22 protein-coding genes and 1 riboswitch are annotated in these 21,289 nt (G+C 73.3%); of the genes, 2 read left to right on the forward strand and 20 right to left on the reverse strand.

All coding sequences use genetic code 11. From position 1 onward, the window contains the following. The first annotated feature begins 81 nt into the window (after positions 1–81). The gene (locus D7223_RS26735; RefSeq protein ID WP_202864703.1) at positions 82–1,842 is read left to right on the forward strand and encodes a beta-1,3-glucanase family protein; all 1,761 of its coding nucleotides are present in this window, start codon (positions 82–84) and stop codon (positions 1,840–1,842) included. Between the two features lie 224 nt (positions 1,843–2,066). On the opposite strand, the gene D7223_RS26740 is transcribed toward D7223_RS26735, so the two are convergent. The 4 genes from D7223_RS26740 to D7223_RS26755 form a co-directional block, all read right to left on the reverse strand. Beyond that, positions 2,067–3,092: an NAD-dependent epimerase/dehydratase family protein gene (locus D7223_RS26740; RefSeq protein ID WP_120731342.1), complete on the reverse strand. Its 1,026-nt coding sequence runs from the start codon at positions 3,090–3,092 to the stop codon at positions 2,067–2,069. An 8-nt stretch (positions 3,093–3,100) separates the two neighbouring features. Beyond that, positions 3,101–3,886, reverse strand: a complete 786-nt coding sequence (locus D7223_RS26745) for a glycosyltransferase family 2 protein (RefSeq protein ID WP_120731343.1) — start codon at positions 3,884–3,886, stop codon at positions 3,101–3,103. Then, complete coding sequence (locus tag D7223_RS26750; RefSeq protein ID WP_120731345.1) at positions 3,883–5,094, reverse strand: nucleotide sugar dehydrogenase; 1,212 nt, start codon at positions 5,092–5,094, stop codon at positions 3,883–3,885. Before D7223_RS26750 ends, D7223_RS26745 begins: the two co-directional genes overlap by 4 nt. Before the next feature lie 164 nt (positions 5,095–5,258). Further along, entirely contained in the window at positions 5,259–6,191 is a 933-nt protein-coding gene (locus D7223_RS26755) for an NADP-dependent oxidoreductase (RefSeq protein ID WP_120731556.1), read from the reverse strand. Between the two features lie 77 nt (positions 6,192–6,268). Here D7223_RS26755 and D7223_RS26760 point away from each other — a divergent pair, with 77 nt between their 5' ends. Further along, positions 6,269–6,691, forward strand: a complete 423-nt coding sequence (locus tag D7223_RS26760) for a winged helix-turn-helix transcriptional regulator (RefSeq protein ID WP_120731347.1) — start codon at positions 6,269–6,271, stop codon at positions 6,689–6,691. Positions 6,692–6,743: 52 nt separating this feature from the next. On the opposite strand, the gene pheT is transcribed toward D7223_RS26760, so the two are convergent. The 16 genes from pheT to rpe all read right to left on the reverse strand — a co-directional run bounded on the left by pheT (position 6,744) and on the right by rpe (position 21,104). Continuing rightward, a complete protein-coding gene (gene pheT / locus D7223_RS26765) occupies positions 6,744–9,290 on the reverse strand; it encodes a phenylalanine--tRNA ligase subunit beta (RefSeq protein WP_120731349.1) in 2,547 nt (848 codons plus the stop codon). A 65-nt stretch (positions 9,291–9,355) separates the two neighbouring features. Next, positions 9,356–10,435, reverse strand: coding sequence for a phenylalanine--tRNA ligase subunit alpha (gene pheS / locus D7223_RS26770; protein ID WP_120731351.1), 1,080 nt, complete (start codon positions 10,433–10,435; stop codon positions 9,356–9,358). A 193-nt stretch (positions 10,436–10,628) separates the two neighbouring features. Next, positions 10,629–11,468, reverse strand: a complete 840-nt coding sequence (locus D7223_RS26775) for a TrmH family RNA methyltransferase (RefSeq protein WP_120731353.1) — start codon at positions 11,466–11,468, stop codon at positions 10,629–10,631. A 72-nt stretch (positions 11,469–11,540) separates the two neighbouring features. Continuing rightward, a complete protein-coding gene (gene rplT / locus D7223_RS26780) occupies positions 11,541–11,933 on the reverse strand; it encodes a 50S ribosomal protein L20 (protein ID WP_013285541.1) in 393 nt (130 codons plus the stop codon). 30 nt (positions 11,934–11,963) lie between these two features. After that, positions 11,964–12,158, reverse strand: coding sequence for a 50S ribosomal protein L35 (gene rpmI / locus D7223_RS26785; protein WP_120731355.1), 195 nt, complete (start codon positions 12,156–12,158; stop codon positions 11,964–11,966). Positions 12,159–12,177: 19 nt separating this feature from the next. Continuing rightward, the gene (gene infC, locus D7223_RS26790) at positions 12,178–12,828 is read right to left on the reverse strand and encodes a translation initiation factor IF-3 (protein ID WP_120731357.1); all 651 of its coding nucleotides are present in this window, start codon (positions 12,826–12,828) and stop codon (positions 12,178–12,180) included. A 352-nt stretch (positions 12,829–13,180) separates the two neighbouring features. Further along, entirely contained in the window at positions 13,181–13,654 is a 474-nt protein-coding gene (locus D7223_RS26795; RefSeq protein WP_120731359.1) for a PH domain-containing protein, read from the reverse strand. Positions 13,655–13,683: 29 nt separating this feature from the next. Next, positions 13,684–14,529, reverse strand: a complete 846-nt coding sequence (gene hisG, locus D7223_RS26800; RefSeq protein ID WP_120731361.1) for an ATP phosphoribosyltransferase — start codon at positions 14,527–14,529, stop codon at positions 13,684–13,686. Between the two features lie 45 nt (positions 14,530–14,574). Then, a complete protein-coding gene (locus D7223_RS26805; protein ID WP_120731363.1) occupies positions 14,575–14,838 on the reverse strand; it encodes a phosphoribosyl-ATP diphosphatase in 264 nt (87 codons plus the stop codon). 69 nt (positions 14,839–14,907) lie between these two features. Further along, a complete protein-coding gene (gene ribH, locus D7223_RS26810) occupies positions 14,908–15,405 on the reverse strand; it encodes a 6,7-dimethyl-8-ribityllumazine synthase (RefSeq protein WP_120731365.1) in 498 nt (165 codons plus the stop codon). A 4-nt stretch (positions 15,406–15,409) separates the two neighbouring features. Beyond that, positions 15,410–16,678 carry a bifunctional 3,4-dihydroxy-2-butanone-4-phosphate synthase/GTP cyclohydrolase II gene (locus tag D7223_RS26815; RefSeq protein WP_120731367.1) on the reverse strand — a complete coding sequence of 423 codons (1,269 nt, stop codon included), beginning with the start codon at positions 16,676–16,678 and terminating at the stop codon, positions 15,410–15,412. Next, a complete protein-coding gene (gene pnuC / locus D7223_RS26820) occupies positions 16,675–17,373 on the reverse strand; it encodes a nicotinamide riboside transporter PnuC (RefSeq protein WP_120731369.1) in 699 nt (232 codons plus the stop codon). The genes D7223_RS26815 and pnuC overlap by 4 nt, the downstream gene beginning before the upstream one ends. Further along, a complete protein-coding gene (locus D7223_RS26825) occupies positions 17,373–17,990 on the reverse strand; it encodes a riboflavin synthase (RefSeq protein ID WP_120731371.1) in 618 nt (205 codons plus the stop codon). The genes pnuC and D7223_RS26825 overlap by 1 nt, the downstream gene beginning before the upstream one ends. A 1-nt stretch (position 17,991) precedes the next feature. Next, complete coding sequence (gene ribD / locus D7223_RS26830) at positions 17,992–19,053, reverse strand: bifunctional diaminohydroxyphosphoribosylaminopyrimidine deaminase/5-amino-6-(5-phosphoribosylamino)uracil reductase RibD (protein WP_120731373.1); 1,062 nt, start codon at positions 19,051–19,053, stop codon at positions 17,992–17,994. Between the two features lie 159 nt (positions 19,054–19,212). Next, positions 19,213–19,386: riboswitch (FMN riboswitch) on the reverse strand. A gap of 55 nt (positions 19,387–19,441) precedes the next feature. Continuing rightward, positions 19,442–20,422, reverse strand: coding sequence for a response regulator (locus D7223_RS26835; RefSeq protein ID WP_120731375.1), 981 nt, complete (start codon positions 20,420–20,422; stop codon positions 19,442–19,444). Position 20,423: 1 nt separating this feature from the next. Then, the gene (rpe, locus tag D7223_RS26840) at positions 20,424–21,104 is read right to left on the reverse strand and encodes a ribulose-phosphate 3-epimerase (RefSeq protein ID WP_120731377.1); all 681 of its coding nucleotides are present in this window, start codon (positions 21,102–21,104) and stop codon (positions 20,424–20,426) included. Between the last annotated feature and the right edge of the window lie 185 nt (positions 21,105–21,289).

Here is a 21,289-nt window from a genome sequence, read left to right on the forward strand (position 1 = left end):
CGTTGCCAAGGGCGCAAAGCATGACAATCCGCCGCCACCCCGTGCGCGACCGTCCCGCCGCCACGGACCGAAGGAGTCGCCGTGCGCCTCACCGCCGCGCTGCCCCGCGCCCTGCTCGCCCTGACCGTCGCCGTCGCCGCGGCGGTCGTCGCCACCGCCCCGCTCGTCCCGACCTCGCCCGCGCGGGCGGTCGGCCCCGCCCACCTGCCGCTCACCGTCACCAACCACTCCGGGCGAGCCGAGGCCGTCCACCTCTACGTGCTCGGCGTGGACCTGGCCTCCGGCCGCCTCGGGTACGTCGACGCCGGCGGCGCCTTCTCGCCCTGGCCCGCCGGCGGCAACCCGCCGACACCCGCCCCGGACGTGGCGATCGCCGGCCCGGCCGACGGCGACGCCACCACGCTGCGGATCCCCCGCAACCTGTCCGGCCGGCTCTACTTCTCGTTCGGGGCGAAACTCCGGTTCGGCCTCACCCCCGACGGCCTGGTGCAGCCAGCCCCGTGGGCGGCCGGCGACCCGAACCGGGACATCCTCTTCGACTGGTCCGAGTTCACCTACAACGACGCCGGGCTCTGGCTCAACAGCTCCCAGGTCGACATGTTCGCCGTACCGCACGCGGTGAGCGTCACCGGCGCGGACGGCGCCACCCGCACCACCGGTGAGGTCGTCGCCGGCGGTCGGCAGGCGGTCATCGACGCGGTACGCGCCCAGCCCGGCTGGGCCGGGTCGGTCCACACCCGGGCCGACGGCACCGTGCTGCGGGTCCTCTCCCCCGGCAAGGCCGCCGACGCGGGGCTGTTCAGCAGCAGCTACCTGGACCCGTACATCGACACCGCCTGGAACACCTACACGACCCGGACGCTGACCGTGGTGCCGTTCACCCACCAGCCGGAGATCCGCTACCTCGGCCGCACCTCCGGCGGGGTGCTGAGCTTCACCGACGCCTCGGGCGCCCGGGTCGCCTCGTTCGCCAAGCCGTCCAGCTCCGACGTGTGGGACTGCGACGGGGCGCTCGCCGCCCCCAACGACGCGGTCGTCGGGCCGATCGCCCGGACCCTCTGCGCGGCGCTGCACCGCACCACCCTCGCCCGCATCGACGTGCAGCCCGGCGGCGGCCCGGCCGACTTCTACCAGGGCACACTGACCAACCACTACTCCCGGATCGTGCACGCGAACATGCGCGACGGGAAGGCGTACGGCTTCGCCTTCGACGACGTACAGGCCCAGGAGTCGCTGGTGCACGACGGCGACCCGCGCGCCGCCGGGGTGGTGCTCAGCCCGTTCACCGGCGGCGGTTCACCGACTCCGAACCCCAGCCCGACGCCGACCGCGAGCCCGACGCCGACGCCGACCGCCCCTCCGACGCCGCTGGCCCCGGTCCGCCACCTGGCCGCCGGCGGCGGGCTCCCGGCCAGCCCGGGAACGGCCGGCGCGGTGTCCCTGGCGGCGGCGAACGGCAACCACGACGGCAGCCCGGCCAACGCCCAGGTCTTCACCGCACGGGCGCTGACCGGCCGGCACACCGGCGGCGCGACGGCGTTCGACCTCGCCGTGGACGCCGGGACCGCCGTGGGCAACGGCGTGCAGGTCCGGGTGTCGTACGACTTCACCGGCGACGGCGGCTTCGACCGGGTGGAGACCTACCACTACGTCGCCACCGACCCGGTGCCCGGCTGGGAGCGGTACACCCAGGGCCGGGGCCTGCGGTCGGCCACCGGCTCGATGCGGGACCTGGCCGGCGGCACGGTGCGGGTGGAGATCTGGAACGCCATCGGCGGCGCCGGGTCGACGGTGGGCACCGGCGACCGTTCGCGGGTCGTCCTGCCGTACACCACGCCCTGAGGCCCGCGGTGGGGCCGCCACCCGGCCGGCGGCCCCACCCACCTCGGACCCCCGGCCGCCCCTTTGCTCTGCTTCAACGGACGCGACGGTTCCGGCCTGGAAGCGGTGCGCCGGGTGAAGCAGAGCAAAGGGGCCGCGGGAAGGGTCACGCCCCCGGCGGGCAGGCGGCCGAGGGGTGCGGCGGGAGCCGTCGATCAGGAGCGAGCCACCACGGGCGACTCCGGTCAGAGGCGGCCCTCGCGCACCGCCCGGGTGACCCACGGGACGACCTCGTCGAGCATCTCGTCCAGCCCGGTGCTGGCGGTGAAGCCGAGCACCTCACGGGCCTTCGTCACGTCCGGCACCCGCTTCTGCACGTCGTAGCGGAACGGCTCGTCGGACACGTGACGGAACGGCACGTCCGGACCCTTGATCTTGCGCCAGATCAGCTCTGCCAGCGCCAGCACGCTCGTCGACTCGGCGGTGGAGAGGTTGAAGTCCTCGTTGTGCGCCGCCGGATGCTCGATCGCGGTGGCGATGCCGCGGGCCAGGTCGCCGCCGTAGGTGTAGTGCCGCACCTGACTGCCGTCGCCGAGGACGTGCAGCGGGTCCTGCCCCTTGACGATCTTCTGCACCAGGTCGGGCACCACGTGCGACATGGCCAGCTTCACGTTGCCGGAGAGCACCTCGGCCTGTCCCAGCGCCCGTCCCTCGCCGACGCCGACGCAGTTGAACGGTCGCACGATCGTGTACGGCAGCGCGTACTGCTCCCACGCCGCCCGGGCGTAGTACTCCACGGCCAGCTTCTGGAACCCGTACGACGACAGCGGCGGCGGGATGCGCCGCTCGTCGCCCTCCCGGCTCGGCCACCGCTCGGTGGACTCGTAGACCATCGACGACGACAGGTAGGTGACCTTCGCCAGCCGGCCGGTGCGGTGCGCCCTGATCGCCGCGTCGCAGGTCGCCGCCATGATCCGCTCGTTGGTGGCGAGCAGGTCGTAGGCGTACGCGTGGAAGTAGGAGATGCCGCCGATCATCGCCGCGCCGGCGACCAGGTGGTCGCAGCCGTCCAGCAGGTCGGTCAGCAGGTCGACGTCGCGGGCGTCGCCCTCGACGAAGCGGTACGCCGGGTGGTCGTCGTAGCTGTGGCTCACCGGCCCGTACTTCGAGAAGTTGTCGATCCCGACCACCTCGTGCCCCCGGCCCAGCAACTCCTGCACGAGATAGCCGCCGATGAAGCCGGCCGAACCGGTTACCAGGATCCTCGCCACGTGCGCTCCTAAGCGGTCTTCTCGAACTCGGTGCTGTCCCGGGGCCGGGCCGGTACGGCGGCGGGCCCGGCCCGCCCCGCCAGTTGCGCGGGGCTCAGCCGTCGACCGTAGGCGAAGAGGTACCAGCGGAGGTAACCGGGGAGGAACCGGCCCAGGTCGAAGTGCGACTCGCCCAGCGGCCGGTCCAGCCAGATGGTCGGGATCTCGGCCACCGGCAGCCGCAGCCGGGTCGCCTTGGCGGTCAACTCCAGCCCGATCTCGAACCCGGTCCGCGACTCGATGCCCACCCGCCGGACGAAATCCGTGTCGTACGCCTTGAAGCTGTTGGTGGCGTCCCGGGTGCCGACCCGGGCCAGGGTGTAGAGGCTGCGCCCCGCCCACCGCGACATCATCCGCTTGATCCGGGGCCCACCGACCTGCTGGCCGCCCGGCATGTAGCGGGACGCGGCGGCGACCACCACCCCCCGGTCGACCAGCCGGGCCAGCTCGTCGATCTGCCGGGGGTCGTCGCAGCCGTCGGCCATGGTGACCACCACGACCGGCGCGGCGGCGGCGTCGATGCCGAACCGGATCGCGTTCGCCGGCCCCCGGCCGTACGTGTTGAGCACCGCCCGCACCCGCGGGTCGGTGCGGGCGACCTGCTCGACGTACGCGACGGTGGTGTCCTCCGGCATGTCGTGCACGATGAGCACCTCGGCCGGCAGCAGCATCTCCCGCAGTATGCGCTCCAGGCAGCGCAGGATCGCCTCGCCCTCGTTGTAGACCGGCACGATCACCGAGACCCGGGGCTTCACACCCGCACCCCCGTCCCGGTCAGGCCCCACATGTCGATCACCGGTTTGTCGGTGTCCAGGCGCGCGTACTGCTCGTGCGGGGCGGCGATGACCAGCAGGTCGGCGCGGTCCAGCACCTCGCCGAGGTCGACCAGCCGGTCGTCGGCCACGTACGGGTCGGTGCAGAGGGTCTCCCGCGTCTTCAGAGCGAGGATCTTGCGCAGCTTGTACGCCAGGCTCTCCCGGGGGTCGTCGCTGCCGCCCTTGAACGCCATCCCGAGGATGCCCACGGTCGACGTGGACAGGTCGAACCGGTCCTCCAGCCGGGACACCAGGTACAGCGGCAGCCCCTCGTTGATGAGCATCGCGGAGTGGCCGAGCACGAAGTTGTTCCGGTTGAACGCCGCCAACTGCATGGTGTCCTTGAACAGGCACGGCCCCGCCGCGAAGCCGGGCATCGGCAGGTCGGCCGCCCGGGGGTAGTCGAACGCCACCGCGTGCCGGATCCGCGCGAAGTCCAACCCGAAGTCGTTGGCCATCATCCAGAACTGGTTAGCGGTGGCGAACTTGATGTACCGCCAGGTGTTGGTGAACAACTTCGCCAGCTCCGCCTCCTCCGGTTCCAGCGGCACGATCTGGTCGGTCAGGTGCCGGAACAGCTTCTCGGCGCGGGCCAGCGCGTCCGGCGTCCGGGCGGCGACGATCTGCGGCAACGTGAACAGCTCGGTCATCGCCCGCCCCTCGGCGATCCGCTCCGGGCAGAACGCCACGTCGGCACGGATGCCCTTGCCGGCGAGCAACTTCTCGGTCAACGCGGTGACACCCGGGTAGACGGTGCTGCGCAGCACGATCAGCTGCCCGTCGCGCAGGTGCTCCGCGCAGCGCTCCAACGCCCGGGGCACCGCGCCGAGGTCCGGATTCAGGTGCTCGTCGACCGGGGTGCCGACGACCACCACCAGGTGCGCGGACGCGCCGACGCTGGCCGGGTCGGTGGTGGCCCGCAACCGGCCGGCGGCGACCGCCTCGGCCAACGGCTCGGCCGCGTCCGGTTCGGCGAACGGCAGCGTCGCCGCGTTCACGGTGGCCACCGCGTCGGCGTTGATGTCGTACAGCACGACGGAGAGCCCCCGCGCGGCGAACGCGATGCCCAGCGGCAGGCCGACCCGGCCACAACCACCGACGATGCAGACGTCCACGGTGGCGGGCGACTCGGGCGGATCCTCGGTCATGGGTGGGCTCCCGTGGGGGTGGCGGGGGTGTGATCCCGGTGTGAGCCGGAGTCCCAGCAGGCTAACCGCTCGAACGTGACTCGTGGGTAACCGAATGATCCGAGGGCCCTGACCTTTCGGCCGATCGGTCACGCACCGCGAGCACACCCTCACCGACAGCCCCCTCAGGGCGTCAGGACGACCCGCCCGCCGACACCCCCCTGCTCCAGCAGTTCGTGCGCCGCACGGGCCCGCTCCAGTCCGAACACCTGCGCGACCCGCGTGGTGAGCAGGCCGTCGTCCGCCAGTCGCGCCAGCTCGGCGAGCCGGTCGCCGTCGGCCAGGACCTCCTGCACCACGACGCGGGTGCCCCGGATCGGCGGTGGCGCGAACGGGGCCACCAGCGCCACGAACGTGCCGCCCCCGCGCAGCGCCTGGTGGGCGGTGATGCCCAGGACCGCCGCGTCGATCACCGCGTCCACGCCGCCGGGCACGATCCGCCGTACCGTCGCCCCCAGGTCCTCGGCCGAGGTCACCACCTCCGCCGCGCCGCGCGCCTGGATCCGCTCGGCGTCGCGCGGCCGGGCCAGCGCCACCGTACGCAGGCCGCGCAGCGCGGCGAGTTCGACCAGGAAACCGCCGACCCCGCCGGAGGCGCCGGTGACCAGCAGCGTCCGCCCCGGCGCCAGGCCGGCCAGATCAAGGGCACGGTCGGCGGTCAGCACGTTCAGCGGCAGGGTGGCCGCCTCCACCAGCGGCACCGACGGCGGGGCGGGCGCGACGGCGGACTCGTCCAGCACCACGTGCTCGGCATGCGTGCCGGCGGCGAACAGCAGGTCGCGCAGGCCGATGACGGGCTCACCGACCCGGAACCGTCCGGCGTCCGGCCCGGTGGCGTCGACGTGTCCCGCGACGTCCCAGCCGAGACCGTACGCCGGCATCGGTGGCATCAGGCCGGCGGCGGTGAGCCGGCCGGCCCGGGCGGACAGGTCGATAGGGTTGACGGCGGCTGCGGCGACCCGGATCCGGAGCTGACCGGTTCCGGGCTCGGGGAGCGGGGTGTCGACGAGTTCGAGCACGCGCGGGTCGCCGGGCTCACGGACGATGATCGACTTCATGTCGTCCACGCTAGGCAGCGGTCACCGCACTTCGAAGACGGCACTTCGAGGTGCCCAGGGCACCGGGAGGAACCCGCATGACCACCACGAGCGCCGCGGACCGGCGGGAGATCGCCCGCCGCGACTACAACGCCAACCTGGCCGGGTGCCCCGGCCACGACGTGCTGGCGACGCTGAGCGACAAGTGGGTGACGCTGGTCGTCAGCGCACTGGCCGAGGGGCCGCTGCGGCACAGCGAGGTGGCCCGCGTCGTCGCCGGCGCCACCCAGAAGATGCTCACCCAGACGCTGCGCAAGCTGGAGCGGGACGGCCTGGTCGCGCGCACCGTCACGGCCTCCGTACCGCCCCGGGTGGACTACGCGCTCACCCGGCTCGGCCACGACCTGCTTCCGCTCCAGCGCGCCGTCAAGGCCTGGGCGGAGACCCACATCGCGGAGGTGCACTCCGCCCGCGAACGGTACGACCGCTCACGCGCGGAGTGCGCCTCCGACGAGAGTTAGGAAGGGGCCCTTCCTCTACCGCAGGCGTTAACAAGGGGCCCTTCCTTACACCTCAGGCGCCGCGGAGGGTGGCGCCGAAACGGTCCGCGGCGCGGGTCACCGCCGCGTCGCGGGCGGCCACCGCCTCCTCGACGGTCAGCGTCCGGTCCGGAGCGCGGAAGGTCAGCTTGTACGCCAGCGACCGGCGACCCGCACCGAGCTGGTCGGAGGCGTACACGTCGAACAGCCGCACCGACTCCAGCAACTCCCCCGCGCCCTCGGCCAGCGCCGCCTGCACCTGCTCGGCGGGCACCGAGGAGTCCACCACCAGCGCCACGTCGATCAGCGCGGGCGGGAACGGGGACACCGCCGGCGCGGGCGCCATCGGCGGCGCCGGCACCGCGTCCAGGTCCAGTTCCATGGCACAGGTACGGCGGGGCAGCTCCAGTCCGGCGAGCACCGCCGGGTGCAGCTCACCGGCGTACCCGACGACGGCGTCGTCCACCCGCAGCTGCGCGCAGCGTCCCGGGTGCCAGGGCGCGTACTCGGCGGCGCGGACGGTCACCCGCTCGGCGGGGATGCCGGCGACGATGAGCACGTCCCGGCCGGCCTGCACCGCGTCCGCCCAGCCGGCCGTCCGGCCCGGTCCCCACCAGCCACTGTGTTCGATCTCCCCGGCGAGGACCACGGCGACGTGCCGCGGCTGGTCGGGCAGCACCGCGTCGGCGGCGGCGAGCTCGGCGTCCGACGGGCGGTGTTCCACCCCCATCGGGGGCGGGACGCCCACGCCGGGGCGCGGGTGGAACACCGTGCCGATCTCGTACAGCGCCAGGTCCCGCTGGCCCCGGCTCAGGTTGCGCCGGAGCGCGCCGAGCAGCGGACCGAGCAGCGTGGTGCGCAGCAGCGGCTCCTCCTCGGACAGCGGGTTGGCCACCCGGACCGCCCGCCGCCGCGGGTCGTCGGCGGGCAGGCCGAGCAGGTCGGCCAACTCCGGGGCCACGAACGGCTGGGCGAGCACCTCGACGTAACCCTGGTCGGCCAGCAGCCGGGCCACCGCCCGGCGGCGCCGCTGCTGCCAGGTCAGCCCCCGACCGGCCGGGGCCATCGGCAGCAGCGACGGCACCCGGTCGTACCCGTCGAAGCGGACGACCTCCTCGACCAGGTCGGCCGGGTCGGTGAGGTCGGGCCGCCAGCTCGGCGGAGTCACCGTCAGCGCGACGGTCCCGCCCGCGGCGACGCCCACCGTGCCCGGGTCCTCGCCGAGCCGGTCCGCCCCGGCGGCCACGGTGCAGCCCACCTGCTCCAGCAGGGCGACCACCCGGGCCGGCGGGTATTCCACCCCGACCCGCCGGGTGGGCAGGTCGGCGGGCAGCACCACCGGCGTACGCGGGCGGACGTGGTCGATGTCGAGGATCTCCTCGCCGGCGGCGCCGCCGCCGTGCTCCACCAGCAGGTCCACCGCGTACTTCAGGGCGACCAGCGGCAGCGCCGGGTCGACGCCCCGCTCCCACCGCTTCGCGGCCTCGCTGAACAGCTTGTGCCGGCGGGCGGTGCGGCCGACCATCACCGGGTCCCAGTGGGCGGCCTCGAACAGCACGTTCACCGTGCTGTCGACGACCTCGCTGGTCTGCCCGCCCATCACCGCGGCGAGCGAGATCGGACCGGTGTCGTCGCAGATCACCATGTCCTCGGCGACGAGGGTACGGGTGACCCCGTCCAGGGTGGTCAGCTTCTCCCCCGGCTCGGCCCGGCGGACCACCAGCGGGCCGGCGATCCGGTCGGCGTCGAAGGCGTGCATCGGCTGGCCCAGGGCGAGCATCACGTAGTTGGTGATGTCCACCGGCAGCGAGATGCTGCGGATGCCGGCCGTGGTCAACCGGCGGACCATCCAGTCCGGGGTGGCGGCGGTCGGGTCGACGCCGCGCACCATCCGGGCGGCGAACCGGTCGCAGCCGACGGTGTCGCGCACCTCGACCGGGTACGCGGGCCGCGCGGTGGCGCCGGGCGCCGGCGTCAGCCCCGGGTCCTGGAAGCCCACCCCGAGGGCGTGCGCCAGTTCGCGGGCGAGTCCGCGCAGCGACATCTGGTAGCCCCGGTCGGGGGTGAGTTCCACCTCGACCACGACGTCGTCGAGCCCGACCACCGGGCGGGCGTCGTCGCCGGGCTTGGCGGGCAACCACTCCGGCAGCACGATGATGCCGGCGTGGTCGTCACCCAGGCCCAGCTCCTTCGCGGAGCAGATCATGCCGTGGGAGTTGCGCCCGTAGGTCTTGCGCGCGCCGATGGCGAAGCCGCCGGGCAGCACGCCACCGGGGAGGATGACGACCACCCGGTCACCGACGGAGAAGTTGCGCGCCCCGCAGACGATCTCCTGGAGTTCGCCGGTGCCGTTGGCCGCGCCCACGTCCACCCGGCAGAACCGGATCGGCTTCTTGAAACCGGTCAGTTCCTCGATCTCGCGGACCTCACCGACCACCAGCGACCCGCTGACCGTCTCGCCCAGGTCCAGGATGGAATCCACCTCGATGCCGAGGTCGACCAGGGCCTGTTCCAGGTCGCCCGGGGCCAGGTCGGCCGGCAGGTCCACGTACTCCGACAGCCAGCTGACAGAAACTCGCATGACTCAGACCACCGTCTCCGTGACTCGTACCCACACCGCGCCGAACCGCTGACTCACTCGCCCGCTCATGACCCGTGCCCGAACGCCCGGGTGAACCGGACGTCGCCCTCCACCATGTCCCGCATGTCGCCCACCCCGTGCCGGAACATGACGGTGCGGTCGATGCCCATGCCGAAGGCGAATCCGGAGTAGACCTCCGGGTCGATGCCGCAGGCCCGCAGCACGCGCGGGTTGACCATCCCGCAGCCGCCCCACTCGACCCACTGCGCGCCCCTGCGGTGCTCGGGGAACCACACGTCGAACTCGGCCGACGGCTCGGTGAACGGGAAGTAGTGCGGCCGCCAGCGGGTCTTCGCGCCCGGCCCGAACATCGCCCGGGCGAAGTGGTCCAGGGTGCCCCGCAGGTGGGCCATCGTGATCCCCTTGTCCACCACCAGGCCCTCGACCTGGTGGAAGACCGGGGCGTGGGTGGCGTCCAACTCGTCGGTGCGGTAGACCCGCCCGGGCACGATCACGTAGATCGGCGGCTGGCGGGTCAGCATCGTGCGCGCCTGCACCGGCGAGGTGTGCGTCCGCAGCACCAGCCCGGACTCCGTCGCGCCGTCGGCGCCGGCCACGTGGAACGTGTCCATCAGGCCGCGCGCCGGATGGTCGGCGGGGATGTTCAACGCGTCGAAGTTGGTCCACTCCAACTCGACCTCGGGCCCCTCGGCCACCTCGTAGCCCATCCCGACGAACAGGTCGCTGATCTGTTCCATCAGCGTGCTGACCGGGTGCCGGGCACCGGGCGGACGCCGGTCGAACGGCAGGGTGACGTCCACCCGCTCCTCGACCAGCACGCGCTCGGCCTGCTCGCGTTCCAGGATCTCGGCGCGGGCGGCGTACGCGGCGTCGATGGCCCGCCGGGCCTCGTTGACCCGCTTACCGGCGTCGGACTTCGCGGCCGGCGGCAACGCGCCGATCTCCCGGCGCGCGAGGGACACCGGCGAGCGGTCGCCGAGGTGCGCGGGACGCAGCGCGGTCAGCGCGTCCGGGTCGGCGGCACCGGCGAACGCCTTCTCGGCGTCGGCGACGGCATCGGCCAGGGCGGCCGGGTCGAGCAGGGCGACCTGCTTCGGGTCGTACGGATCGTTGCGGTAGCTCATGGCGAACGGGCACTCCCTCACGGCGGCGCCGGCCCTCGCGGGCGGCTAGGCGAGTCTACGGACGCGCGGCTGTGCCGCAGCCCGCCGGTGGGAGTAGTGCGGAAAGCGAGTCAGGCCCGCCGCCCGCCGACACCGGCGGGCTGGCTAAACGAACGCCGTGGCGCGTTCATGGGCGGACGCTCTCCCCTGCTGTCTAACCCGAGTGTGCTGTCTGTCCCGCGTGACCGGTGACCGGCCGACGCTGTGCTCTCGCTGAAGCGTACAGGCAGACGGCCGCCGCCGCAGCCAGGTTCAGGCTCTCCGCGCGCCCGTGCAGGGGCACCCGGACCCGGGCGTCGGCCGCGGCGGTCAGCTCCTCGGACAGGCCGTGCGCCTCGGAACCGAACAGCCACGCCGTGGGCGCGGCCAGGCGGCCGGCGTCGGCCAGGTCGTCCAGGTCGTCGTCGCCGTACCCGGTGGTCGCGAGGATCGACAGCCCCGCGCCGCGGAGCGCTCCGACCGCGTGGAGCGGGTCGCGGGCGCGGACCACGTCGAGGTGGAAGAGGCTGCCGGCGGAGGCCCGCACGGCCTTGCCGTTGTACGGGTCGACGGCGTCGCCGGCGAACACCACCAGCTGCGCGCCGGCCGCGTCGGCGGTACGCAGCACCGTACCGGCGTTACCCGGATCGCGGATGTCGGCCAGCACCGCCACCAGCCGGGGCGTGCCGGACAGCGCCCGGTCCAGCGGCACGTCGAGGTGCCGGCACACGGCCACCAGACCCTGCGGGGCGACGGTCTCGGCGAGGGCGGCGAGCGCCTCGTCGGTCACCTCGGAGACCGGCAGGTCGGCGTCGGTCGCCCGGGCCGCCAGGTCGGCGTGCCGGTCCAGCGCGGCGGGCGTACCGAACAGCTCGGTGACCACCCCCGGGCGGGCCAGGGCCTCGCGGACCGCCTGCGGCCCCTCGGCCAGGAAGAGGCCGGTCGCCTCGCGGTCCCGGCGGCGCTGCAACCGGCGCGCGGCGACCACCCGGGGCGTACGCGGTGTGAAGGGCATGGGTTCCTCAGACGTGGGCGAGGCGCCCCTCGCAGGTGACGGGGGGCGCCTCGCGGGCGGTGCTCAGGGGATTCAGGCGGCCTGGGCCGCCGCGCCACCGGTGCCCTCGGCCGCGACCGCGGCCCGGGCCAGCTCGACGATCGCCGCGAAGGCGGCGGCGTCGTTGACGGCCATGTCCGCCAGGATCTTGCGATCGACCTCGATGCCGGCCAGGCGCAGGCCCTGGATCAGCCGGTTGTAGGTCAGCCCGTTGGCCCGGGCACCCGCGTTGATCCGCTGGATCCACAGCTGCCGGAAGTCGCCCTTGCGGTCGCGACGGTCCCGGTACGAGTACTGCATCGAGTGCAGCACCTGCTCCTTGGCCTTGCGGTAGAGGCGGGAGCGCTGGCCGCGGTAACCGCTCGCGGTCTCCAGCAGGGTACGGCGCTTCTTCTGGGCGTTCACAGCCCGCTTGACGCGTGCCATCTCAACTCCTTCTAGGTCGGGTGGCGCGCGTCAGCGGCCGAGCAGCTTCTTGATGCGCTTGACGTCGGCCTTGGCCAGCTCGACGGTGCCGGTCAGGCGGCGCGTCCGGGTGGAGGCCTTCTTCTCCAGGTTGTGGCGAAGGCCGGCCTGCTGGGCGACGATCTTGCCCTTGCCGGTCACCTTGACCCGCTTGGCCATCCCGGTGTGGCTCTTCATCTTCGGCATGTGGAACGTTTCTCCCCTGTTACTGACCGCTGGTGTCGGCGGTCGTGCCGGTCTCACCGGCTGCTGCGGTCTCGCCGGCCGCCGGGGTCTCGCCAGCTTCCGGAGCGGCGGACTCGTCCGCTGCCCGGTCCCGGGGACCACCACGGGACGCCGTCGCGGCGACCGCGGAGGCCTTGACGGCCCGGTGCGGAGCGAGAACCATGATCATGTTTCGACCGTCCTGCTTCGGAGCGGCCTCGACGTATCCCAGGTCCGTGATCTCGGACTCGAGCCGACGCAGGAGCCGGTAACCCAGCTCCGGGCGGCTCTGCTCGCGACCACGGAACATGATCGTCACCTTGACCTTGTCGCCCGCCTTGAGGAACCGCACCACGTGACCCTTCTTGGTCTCGTAGTCGTGCGGGTCGATCTTCGGCCGGAGCTTCATTTCCTTGATGACGGTCTGCTGCTGGTTACGCCGCGCTTCGCGCGCCTTGAGTGCGCTCTCGTACTTGAACTTGCCGAAGTCCATGAGCTTGCACACCGGCGGGCGCGCCATCGGCGCAACCTCGACCAGGTCCAGGTCGACGTCCGCGGCCAGCTGCAGGGCGCGCTCCAGCGGGACGATGCCCACCTGCTCACCCTCAGGGCCGACCAGTCGGACCTCACGTGCCCGGATCTGCTCGTTCACGCGTGGTTCGACGCTGATGGGGCCTCCTCGAGTCGAGTCTGCTGCGTGGCCGACCCCGCGGCTCCCGGGTGGGAACCGACCCGGAAAGCAGAGGGCCCCGGCGCATGCCAGGGCCCGCTCGACCGGTCGGCACGATCACAGGATCGCGCATCCGGGACCGGGACGTGCCCGGAACCGGTGACCGGACCCGGCCGCCGTGGTGGCGAACTCGGGTGGGAGCGGGAGCTCCTCTTTCATGGCTGACGGTCACGCACGGATTTCTCGCACGCGGAGACAGCCTGGTCGACTCGGTAACACTACACCCTCGGCCGCCGCCGCCCCACACCGGGCCCGGCGGGCGACTCCCGGACGGTCAGCGGCCGGTGGCACCCTCGGCGAGGCGGGCCTGGTGCGCCTGGTGCAGCCGGCGCAGCGCCCGGACCCCGTCGACCGCCAGCTCCTTGTCGGCGGCCTGCAACGCCATCATCGGCAGCAGGTCGTCGTCGTGCAGCTCCAGGCTGGCCCAGGGGGCGCCCCGGTCGAACCGGACACCGCGGACGACCTCCCAGGGCAGCTCGTACGACCCCACGAGATTGCGTACCCGGACACCGCGCGCGTCCGCCTCGACCCGGGGGCGGGTGAACAGCAGGAAGCCCAACGCACCGAACACGCCGAGGCCGATCATGGCGAACTGGTCGCCGCGCTGGAAGGTGCCGTAGCCGTCACCGGTGGGGCCGCTCAGCGAGGTGGCCAGCAGGCTGAACACCACCACCAACGCGATGGCGGAGCCCCAGCACACCACCCGGATCCGGCGGGGACGGAGGCGGACCGACTCGGTTTCACTCACCCCACCAGTCTGCCATCCCGGCCGGCGGTTCAAAGCCGGCAGGCGTGGATGTTGGTGACCAGGATGGCCCGCGCTCCCAGGTCGTACAGCTCGTCCATGATCCGGTGCACGTCGTCGTTGCGCACCATCGCCTGCACGGCCACCCAGCCCTCGCGGTGCAGCGGGGAGACCGTGGGCGACTCGATGCCGGGGGTCAACGAGCTGGCCCGGTCCAGCAGGCCGGCCGGTACGTCGTAGGCGAGCATCACGTACCGGCGGGCCACCAGCACCCCGTGCAGCCGGCGCAGCAACTGCGCGGCCTGCGGGTGGGCCGGCGCCCCGGTGCGCGCGACCAGCACGGCCGACGACCGCAGCAGCGGCTCCCCGAAGACCACCAGGCCGGCCTGGCGCAGCGTGGTGCCGGTCTCCACCACGTCGGCGACGACGTCGGCGACGCCGAGCCGGATGGCGTTCTCCACCGCCCCGTCCAGCCGGATCACGTCGGCCTTGACGTCGAGCTGGGCGAGGTGCCGCTCGACCAGCCCCGGGTACGCGGTGGCGATCCGGTGCCCACCCAGCTCCCGTACGTCGTCGACGTCCTCCGGGCGGGCGGCGAAGCGGAAGGTGGCCCGGCCGAAGTCGAGGTCGACCACCTCCTCGGCCGGCGCACCGGAGTCGATCAGCAGGTCCCGGCCGGTGATGCCGACGTCCAGGTCGCCGGAGCCGACATAGGTGGCGATGTCCTTCGGGCGGAGGTAGAAGAACTCGATGTCGTTGGCCTCGTCCGGGCAGACCAGGTCCTTCGGGTCGCTGCGCTGGCGGTAGCCCGCCTCGCGCAGCATCTGGGCGGCCTTCTCGGCCAGGGCGCCCTTGTTGGGTACGGCGACACGCAGCATGACGGAGTGCTCCTTCGATCGAGAGAGATCAACGAGTGGGCGCACTCAGAGATGTCGGTAGACGTCCCTCAGCTCCAGGCCACTGGCGAGCATCAGCACCTGGACCTGGTAGAGCAACTGGGAGATCTCCTCGGCGGTGCGTTCCGGCCCCTCGTGCTCGGCGGCCATCCACGACTCGGCCGCCTCCTCGACGACCTTCTTGCCGACGAAGTGCACCCCCTTCTCCAGGGCCGCGACCGTGCCCGAGCCCGGGGTGCCGGCGGCGGCCTTGGCCTGCAGCTCGGCGAACAACTCCTCGAACGTCTTCACCCGATGATTCTCGCAACCGCCCCCCGGAGTCGGTCAGCCGGCCCGCCCGGACCGCCCGACGGCGGGGGGTCAGCCGCCGAAGCCGACCCGGTGGCCGTTGCCGGCGAGCGTACGGACGGCCAGGGCCGCGTCCAGCGCCGCGACGGTGGCCGACCAGCCCTTGTCCTCGGCGGAACCGGGCAGGCCGGCCCGGTCGCGGGCCTGCTCGATGGTGTCCACGGTGAGCACGCCGTGGGCGACCGGCTTGCCCTCGTCGAGGGCGACCCGGGTGAGGCCGTCGGTGACCGAACGGCAGACGTAGTCGAAGTGGGCGGTCGCCCCGCGTACCACCACGCCGAGGGCGACCACCACGTCGCAGCGGCGGGCCAGCGCCTGGGCCACCACCGGCAGCTCCACCGAGCCGGCCACCCGGGCGACGACCGCCCGCGCGCCGCACGCCTGCGCGGCGGCCACCGCCCGCTCCAGCATGTGGTCGGTCAGGTCGCCGTGCCAGCGGGCCGCGACCACCCCCACCGTCATCCCGGCCGCCTCCACCACGCCCACGCCCGGCTCGCCGAATCCCGCCATCGCCCTAGGCTCCGATCTCGTCGCCGGCGACCGGGCGGCCCATCGGGGCCTCGGTCGCCTCGTCCAACTCGTCCAGCAGGTGCCCCATCCGGTCCCGCTTGGTCCGCAGGTAGCGCACGTTCTCCGGGTGCGGCCGGACCGGCAGCCCCTCCCGGCCGGTGATGGTCAGGCCGTAGCCCTCCAGGCCGGCCCGCTTGGCCGGGTTGTTGGTGAGCAGCCGCATCGACCGGACACCCAGGTCGTAGAGGATCTGGGCGCCGGTGCCGTAGTCCCGCGCGTCGGCCGGCAGGCCCAGGTCCAGGTTCGCGTCCACGGTGTCCCGGCCGAGGTCCTGGAGCTGGTACGCCTGGAGCTTGTGCAGCAGCCCGATGCCCCGACCCTCGTGCCCGCGCACATAGAGCACCACGCCCCGCCCCTCCTGGGCGACCCGCGCCAGGGCGGCGTCGAGCTGCGGGCCGCAGTCGCAGCGCACCGAGCCGAACACGTCCCCGGTGAGGCACTCGGAGTGCACCCGTACCAGCACGTCACGGCCGTCGCCGATGTCGCCGGTGACCAGCGCGACGTGTTCGGCGGAGTCGTGCTCGCTGCGGTAGCCCAGGGCCCGGAACATCCCGTGCTCGGTGGGCATCCGGGCATCCGCGACCAGCTCCACCTGCTTCTCGGTGCGCCGTCGGTGGGCGACCAGGTCGGCGATGGTGATCAGGGTCAGCGCGTGCTCGGCGCAGAACTTCTCCAGGTCCGGCAGCCGCATCATGGTGCCGTCGTCGTTGACCAGCTCGCAGAGCACGCCGGCCGGGCGCAGCCCGGCCAGCCGGGTCAGGTCGACCGCCGCCTCGGTGTGCCCCGGGCGGCGCAGCACGCCACCCTCGCGGGCCCGCAGCGGCACCACGTGGCCGGGGCGGGCCAGGTCGGCCGGACCGGTCCCGGCGTCGGCCAGCAGCCGGATGGTGTGCGCGCGGTCGGCGGCCGAGATGCCGGTGGTGACGCCCTCCCGGGCGTCGACCGTGACGGTGTACGCGGTGCCCCGGCGGTCCTGGTTGGTGTGGTGCATCGGCGGCAGGTCCAGCCGGTCGCACTCGCTCTCGGTGAGCGGTACGCAGACGAAGCCGGAGGTGTGCCGGACCATGAACGCGAGCAGCTCCGGTGTCGCCCGTTCGGCGGCGAAGATGAGGTCGCCCTCGTTCTCCCGGTCCTCGTCGTCGACGACGACGACCGGCCGTCCGGCGGCGATGTCCGCCACCGCCTGCTCGATGCTGGCGAAGGTGGTGGTCATGCGACGGCCTCCGTGTAGGTCGACGGGATCGGGTCGGGCACCGGCCGGGCGACCCGCGAGGTGCGCCACCAGGCGACCAGGCCGGCGACGCAGAGCGCGCCGTAGAACAGGTACATCGCCGCCGACGGGTAGAACCCGCCACGCAGCAGCAGCGGTACGCCGACCGCGTCGACGGCGATCCAGATCAGCCAGAAGTCCACCCAGCCGCGGGCCATCCCGTACGTCGCCAGGAGGCTGCCGGTGAGGATCCAGGCGTCCGGCAGCGGCCCCCACGAGCCGAGCGCGGCCAGCACCGGGTACCCGACCGCGGTGCCGAGCACGGCGGCCAGCAGCAGGCCGATCCGCTCCCGCCCGGTGGCCCAGCGCGGGGTGACCGCGGCGCCGTCGGCCCCCAGCCCGAGCCGCCGGGTACGCGACCACCGCCACCAGCCGTAGACGCTGACGGCGAAGAAGAAGACCTGCCGCCCGGCCTGCCCGTACAGGTCGTGCGCCTGCGGGGTGGCGAAGACGCCGCCGAGGAAGACGGTGAACAGCAGCGCGTTGCCGATCATGCCGACCGGCCAGGCCCAGACGACCCGGCGCAGGCCGAGCAGCGCCGAGGCCAGCCCGAAGCCGTTGCCGACGATCTCCCGGACCAGCACCGGTGAGCCGGCGATCTCCACCTGGGCGGTCAGCAGCCAGCCGAGCGGATCCATCAGGCCACCTCCCCGCCGTCGGCGACGCGGGGACCGAGGAGCCGCTCGACGTACTTGGCAAGGACGTCGACCTCCAGGTTGACCGGGTCACCGACGCGCCGTTCGCCAAGGGTGGTGAGCTTCAGCGTGGTCGGGATCAGCCCGACGGCGAACCAGTCCGGCCCGACCCCGGCCACCGTCAGCGACACCCCGTCGACGGTGATCGAGCCCTTCTCCACCACGTAACGGGCCAGGTCGGCGGGGAGTGAGAAGCGCACCGTCTCCCACTGCGCGGCCGGTTCCCGGGCGGTGACCGTGCCGACGCCGTCCACGTGGCCCTGCACCAGGTGCCCGCCCAGCCGGCTGCCCAGGGCGGCGGCCCGCTCCAGGTTGACCGGGTCACCCGGGCGCAGCCCGCCGAGGGCGGAGCGGCGCAGCGTCTCGCCCATCACGTCGGCGGTGAAGACGCCGTCGGTGGCATCGACCACCGTCAGGCAGACTCCGTTGACCGCGATCGAGTCCCCGTGCCGGGCGTCGGAGGTGACCAGCGGGCCGCGGACGGCGACCAGCGCCGAGTCCCCCGCCGTCTCGGTGACGCCGACGACCTCGCCCAGTTCCTCGACGATGCCGGTGAACATGTCAGGCCTCCCTCTTCCGGGGCAACGCGGTGATCCGCAGGTCGGGACCGACCTGGGTAACGTCGACGACGTCCACGTCGATAGCCTCGGCGATGGTCGTCACACCCGCGTCGACCAGAGCGGTGGGGCCGGCGCCGAGCAGGCGCGGCGCGACGTAGGCGACGATCTTGTCGACCAGGCCGGCGGCGAGGAACGCGCCGGCCAGGTGCGGCCCGCCCTCCAGCAGCACCGCGCGGATCCCGCGCCCGTGCAGCGCGGCCAGCAGCGCCGGCAGGTCCACCCGGCCGTCCGGGCCGGCGCCGACCTCGGCGGCGGTGGCGATCCACGTCCGCGCGGCGCCGTCGCGGACCCGGGCGTCGGCGGGGGTACGCCCGGCCGAGTCGACCACCACCCGCAGCGGCTGCCGGATGGCCAGCGAGCCGTCCCGCAGGTTCCGGGAGGTCAGTCGGGGGTCGTCGGCGAGCACGGTGCCCACCCCGGCGACCACCGCGTCGACGGTGCCGCGCAGCGCGTGCACGTCCATCCGGGCCGCCTCGGAGGTGATCCACATGCTGGTGCCGTCCGCCGCCGCGGACCGGCCGTCCAGCGTCGCGGCGTACTTCCAGATGACGTACGGCCAGCCCCGGCGCATCGAGGTCAGCCAGGCGACGTTGCCGGCCTCCGCCTCGGCCCGGCGTACGCCCAGGTCGACCTGGAGCCCGGCGGCGCGCAACGTGGCGGCGCCGCCGGCGGCGACCGGGTTGGGGTCGGGCACCGCGATGACCACGCGGGCGACGCCGGCCTGGACCAGCGCGAGGCTGCAGGGACCGGTGCGACCGGTGTGGTCGCAGGGCTCCAGGGTGACCACCGCGGTGCCCCCGCGGGCCCGCTCGCCGGCCTGGGCCAGCGCGACGATCTCGGCGTGCGGCCCGCCGGCGTAGGCGTGGAAGCCCTCGCCGACCACGTGGCCGTCGGCGTCGAGGAGCACGCAGCCGACGACCGGGTTGGGGCTGGTCGTGCCGAGGCCACGGGCGGCCAGCTCGACCGCGCGGCGCATCGCCTCGTCGACGGAGACCCCGGCCATGCCCCTGTCCTCTCGCTCGCGGTCGGCGCGCGGGCGGCGACGGGAGCGGCGGCACGGGCCGCGGGCGTGCGGCGGCGGAGGGTCCCGGGTACGGCGCAGCCGACCCGGGGGTGGTCACGGCACGCCGAACCTCGGCGGCCGGGCACACCCGTCCGTCCCGCGCGCTGTCTCCCATCCGGACTGTCTGGGAGCGGGCGTGCCCGCACCCAACCGTCGGCCCCGGATTCTCACCAGGTCCACCGTGCGGCACGAGGCCGACCGGGTCGCGGGCTTACCACGGTCGGACCGTGGATCACCGCCGGTTCGGAATTTCACCGAGTCCCGCCAGCGCGTGGTGGGTACCTCGAAGTCTTGCACGCCCGGCGGGGACTGTCGCCCTTCGGGCGAGCTACTTCACATGGCGGTGGTGCGGGTCACTCACGCTCCGGCGACGGTCCACCGCCACGTACGACCCCGGCTGGCTCTTGGCCACCGTCTTCATCTCCGAGGCGAGGGTCATCGCCGCCAGCGGGTTGGTGAGGCGTTTGCCGGCGTCGGAGACGGAGACGCCGATCGAGAGGGTGACCAGGTGGGCGCGGCGGATGTTGCCCCGCCGGTCGGGCAGCTCGACGAAGCCCCGCTCCCGGTCGACCGGGTCGTACAGCGCGTCGGCGGCCTTCTCGAAGTCGGCGGAGACCTTCGCGGTGATCGGCAGCACCTGGGCCGGCGCGCAGACGAAGACGAAGTCGTCGCCGCCGACGTGGCCGAGGAAGGCCGGCGGGAGGCCGACCGCGACCACCGCCCGGTGCAGGCAACGCGCCAGCGCGGTGATGAAGTCGTCGCCTCGGGAGAAGCCGTAACGGTCGTTGACGCTCTTGAACCGGTCGATGTCGATGTAGCCGACCGCGTAGTCGACCCCGCCGCGGATCCGGTCGGCGATCTCCCGGCGGATCCGGCTGTTGCCGGGCAGGCCGGTCAGCGGCGAGACCTCCCGGAACTCCTTGTTGCGCCGCAGCGTCGAGCTGACCCGGGCCACCAGCTCCGCGGTGTCGAACGGCTTGACCAGGTAGTCGTCGGCGCCCGCGCTGAGCCCGTGCACCTTGTCGACGGTCAGCCCCTTGGCGGTCAGCATGATCACCGGCAGGGCGGCGGTCATCGGGTCGGCGCGCAGCCGGCGGGTCAGCTCCAGGCCGTCGATGCGGGGCATCATCAGGTCGACCACGGCCAGGTCCGGGCGTTGCCGCTCGATCAGCTCCAGCGCCTCCTGGCCGTCGCCGGCATGGATCACGTCGAAACCGTGCAACCGCAGGTTGAACTCCACGAAACGGGCGATGTCCTCGTCGTCGTCGACGACGAGGATCAGGTCCCTGCGGTCGTCGGCCGAGTCCATGTCAGGCCCCGGCCACCGCGCGTTCCGCGAGGGCGCGCAGCCGGCGGACCGCCTCCGCCGGGTCGTCGGCGCCGTAGACCGCGGTGCCGGCCACGAAGGCGTCCGCGCCGGCCGCCGCGGCCTGCTCGATGGTGTCCGCGGCGATCCCGCCGTCGACCTCGATACGCAGCTCCAGGTGGCCGGCGTCGACGTGCCGCCGGGCCGCGCGGACCTTGTCCAGCAACTGCGGGAGGAACCGCTGACCGCCGAAGCCGGCCTTGATCGTCATGATCAGCAGCGTGTCGAAGCTCGGCAGCAGCTCCAGGTACGGCTCGATCGGCGTGTCGCGGTCGATCGCCAGTCCCGCCTTGGCCCCGGCCGAGCGCAGGTCCTTGGCCAGCGCCACCGGGTCGTCGCACGCCTCGGCGTGGAAGGTGACGTTGTACGCCCCCGCGTCGGCGTACCCGGGTGCCCACCGACGCGGATCGGTGATCATGAGGTGCACGTCGAAGGGCAGCTCGGTGGCGGCCCGTAGGCTCTGCACCACGGGCAGCCCGATGGTCAGGTTCGGTACGAAGTGGTTGTCCATCACGTCGACGTGCAACCAGTCCGCGGCGTTCTCGACGGCACGGACCTCTCGGGCGAGGTGGGCGAAATCGGCGGCCAGAATGCTCGGCGCGACGATCGGCGGCGGTACGGTCACGGGGCCAGTGTACGAACGCGGCCACCCGCCGCCAGCGGCGCGGCACCAACCGGGACACCAAGTGACCCAGCAGTGACCAGTGGTGCAGAATAAGCCGGCCCGGACCGGTGAAACCGGACGAACAGCCATCGGTAACTGGCCGGACGACGTAAACCCGGCAACACTCCATCAGGGACGGTGACGTG

Origin of the sequence: Micromonospora endolithica, from assembly GCF_003626595.1 — a bacterium.
GTDB lineage: Bacteria > Actinomycetota > Actinomycetes > Mycobacteriales > Micromonosporaceae > Micromonospora > Micromonospora endolithica.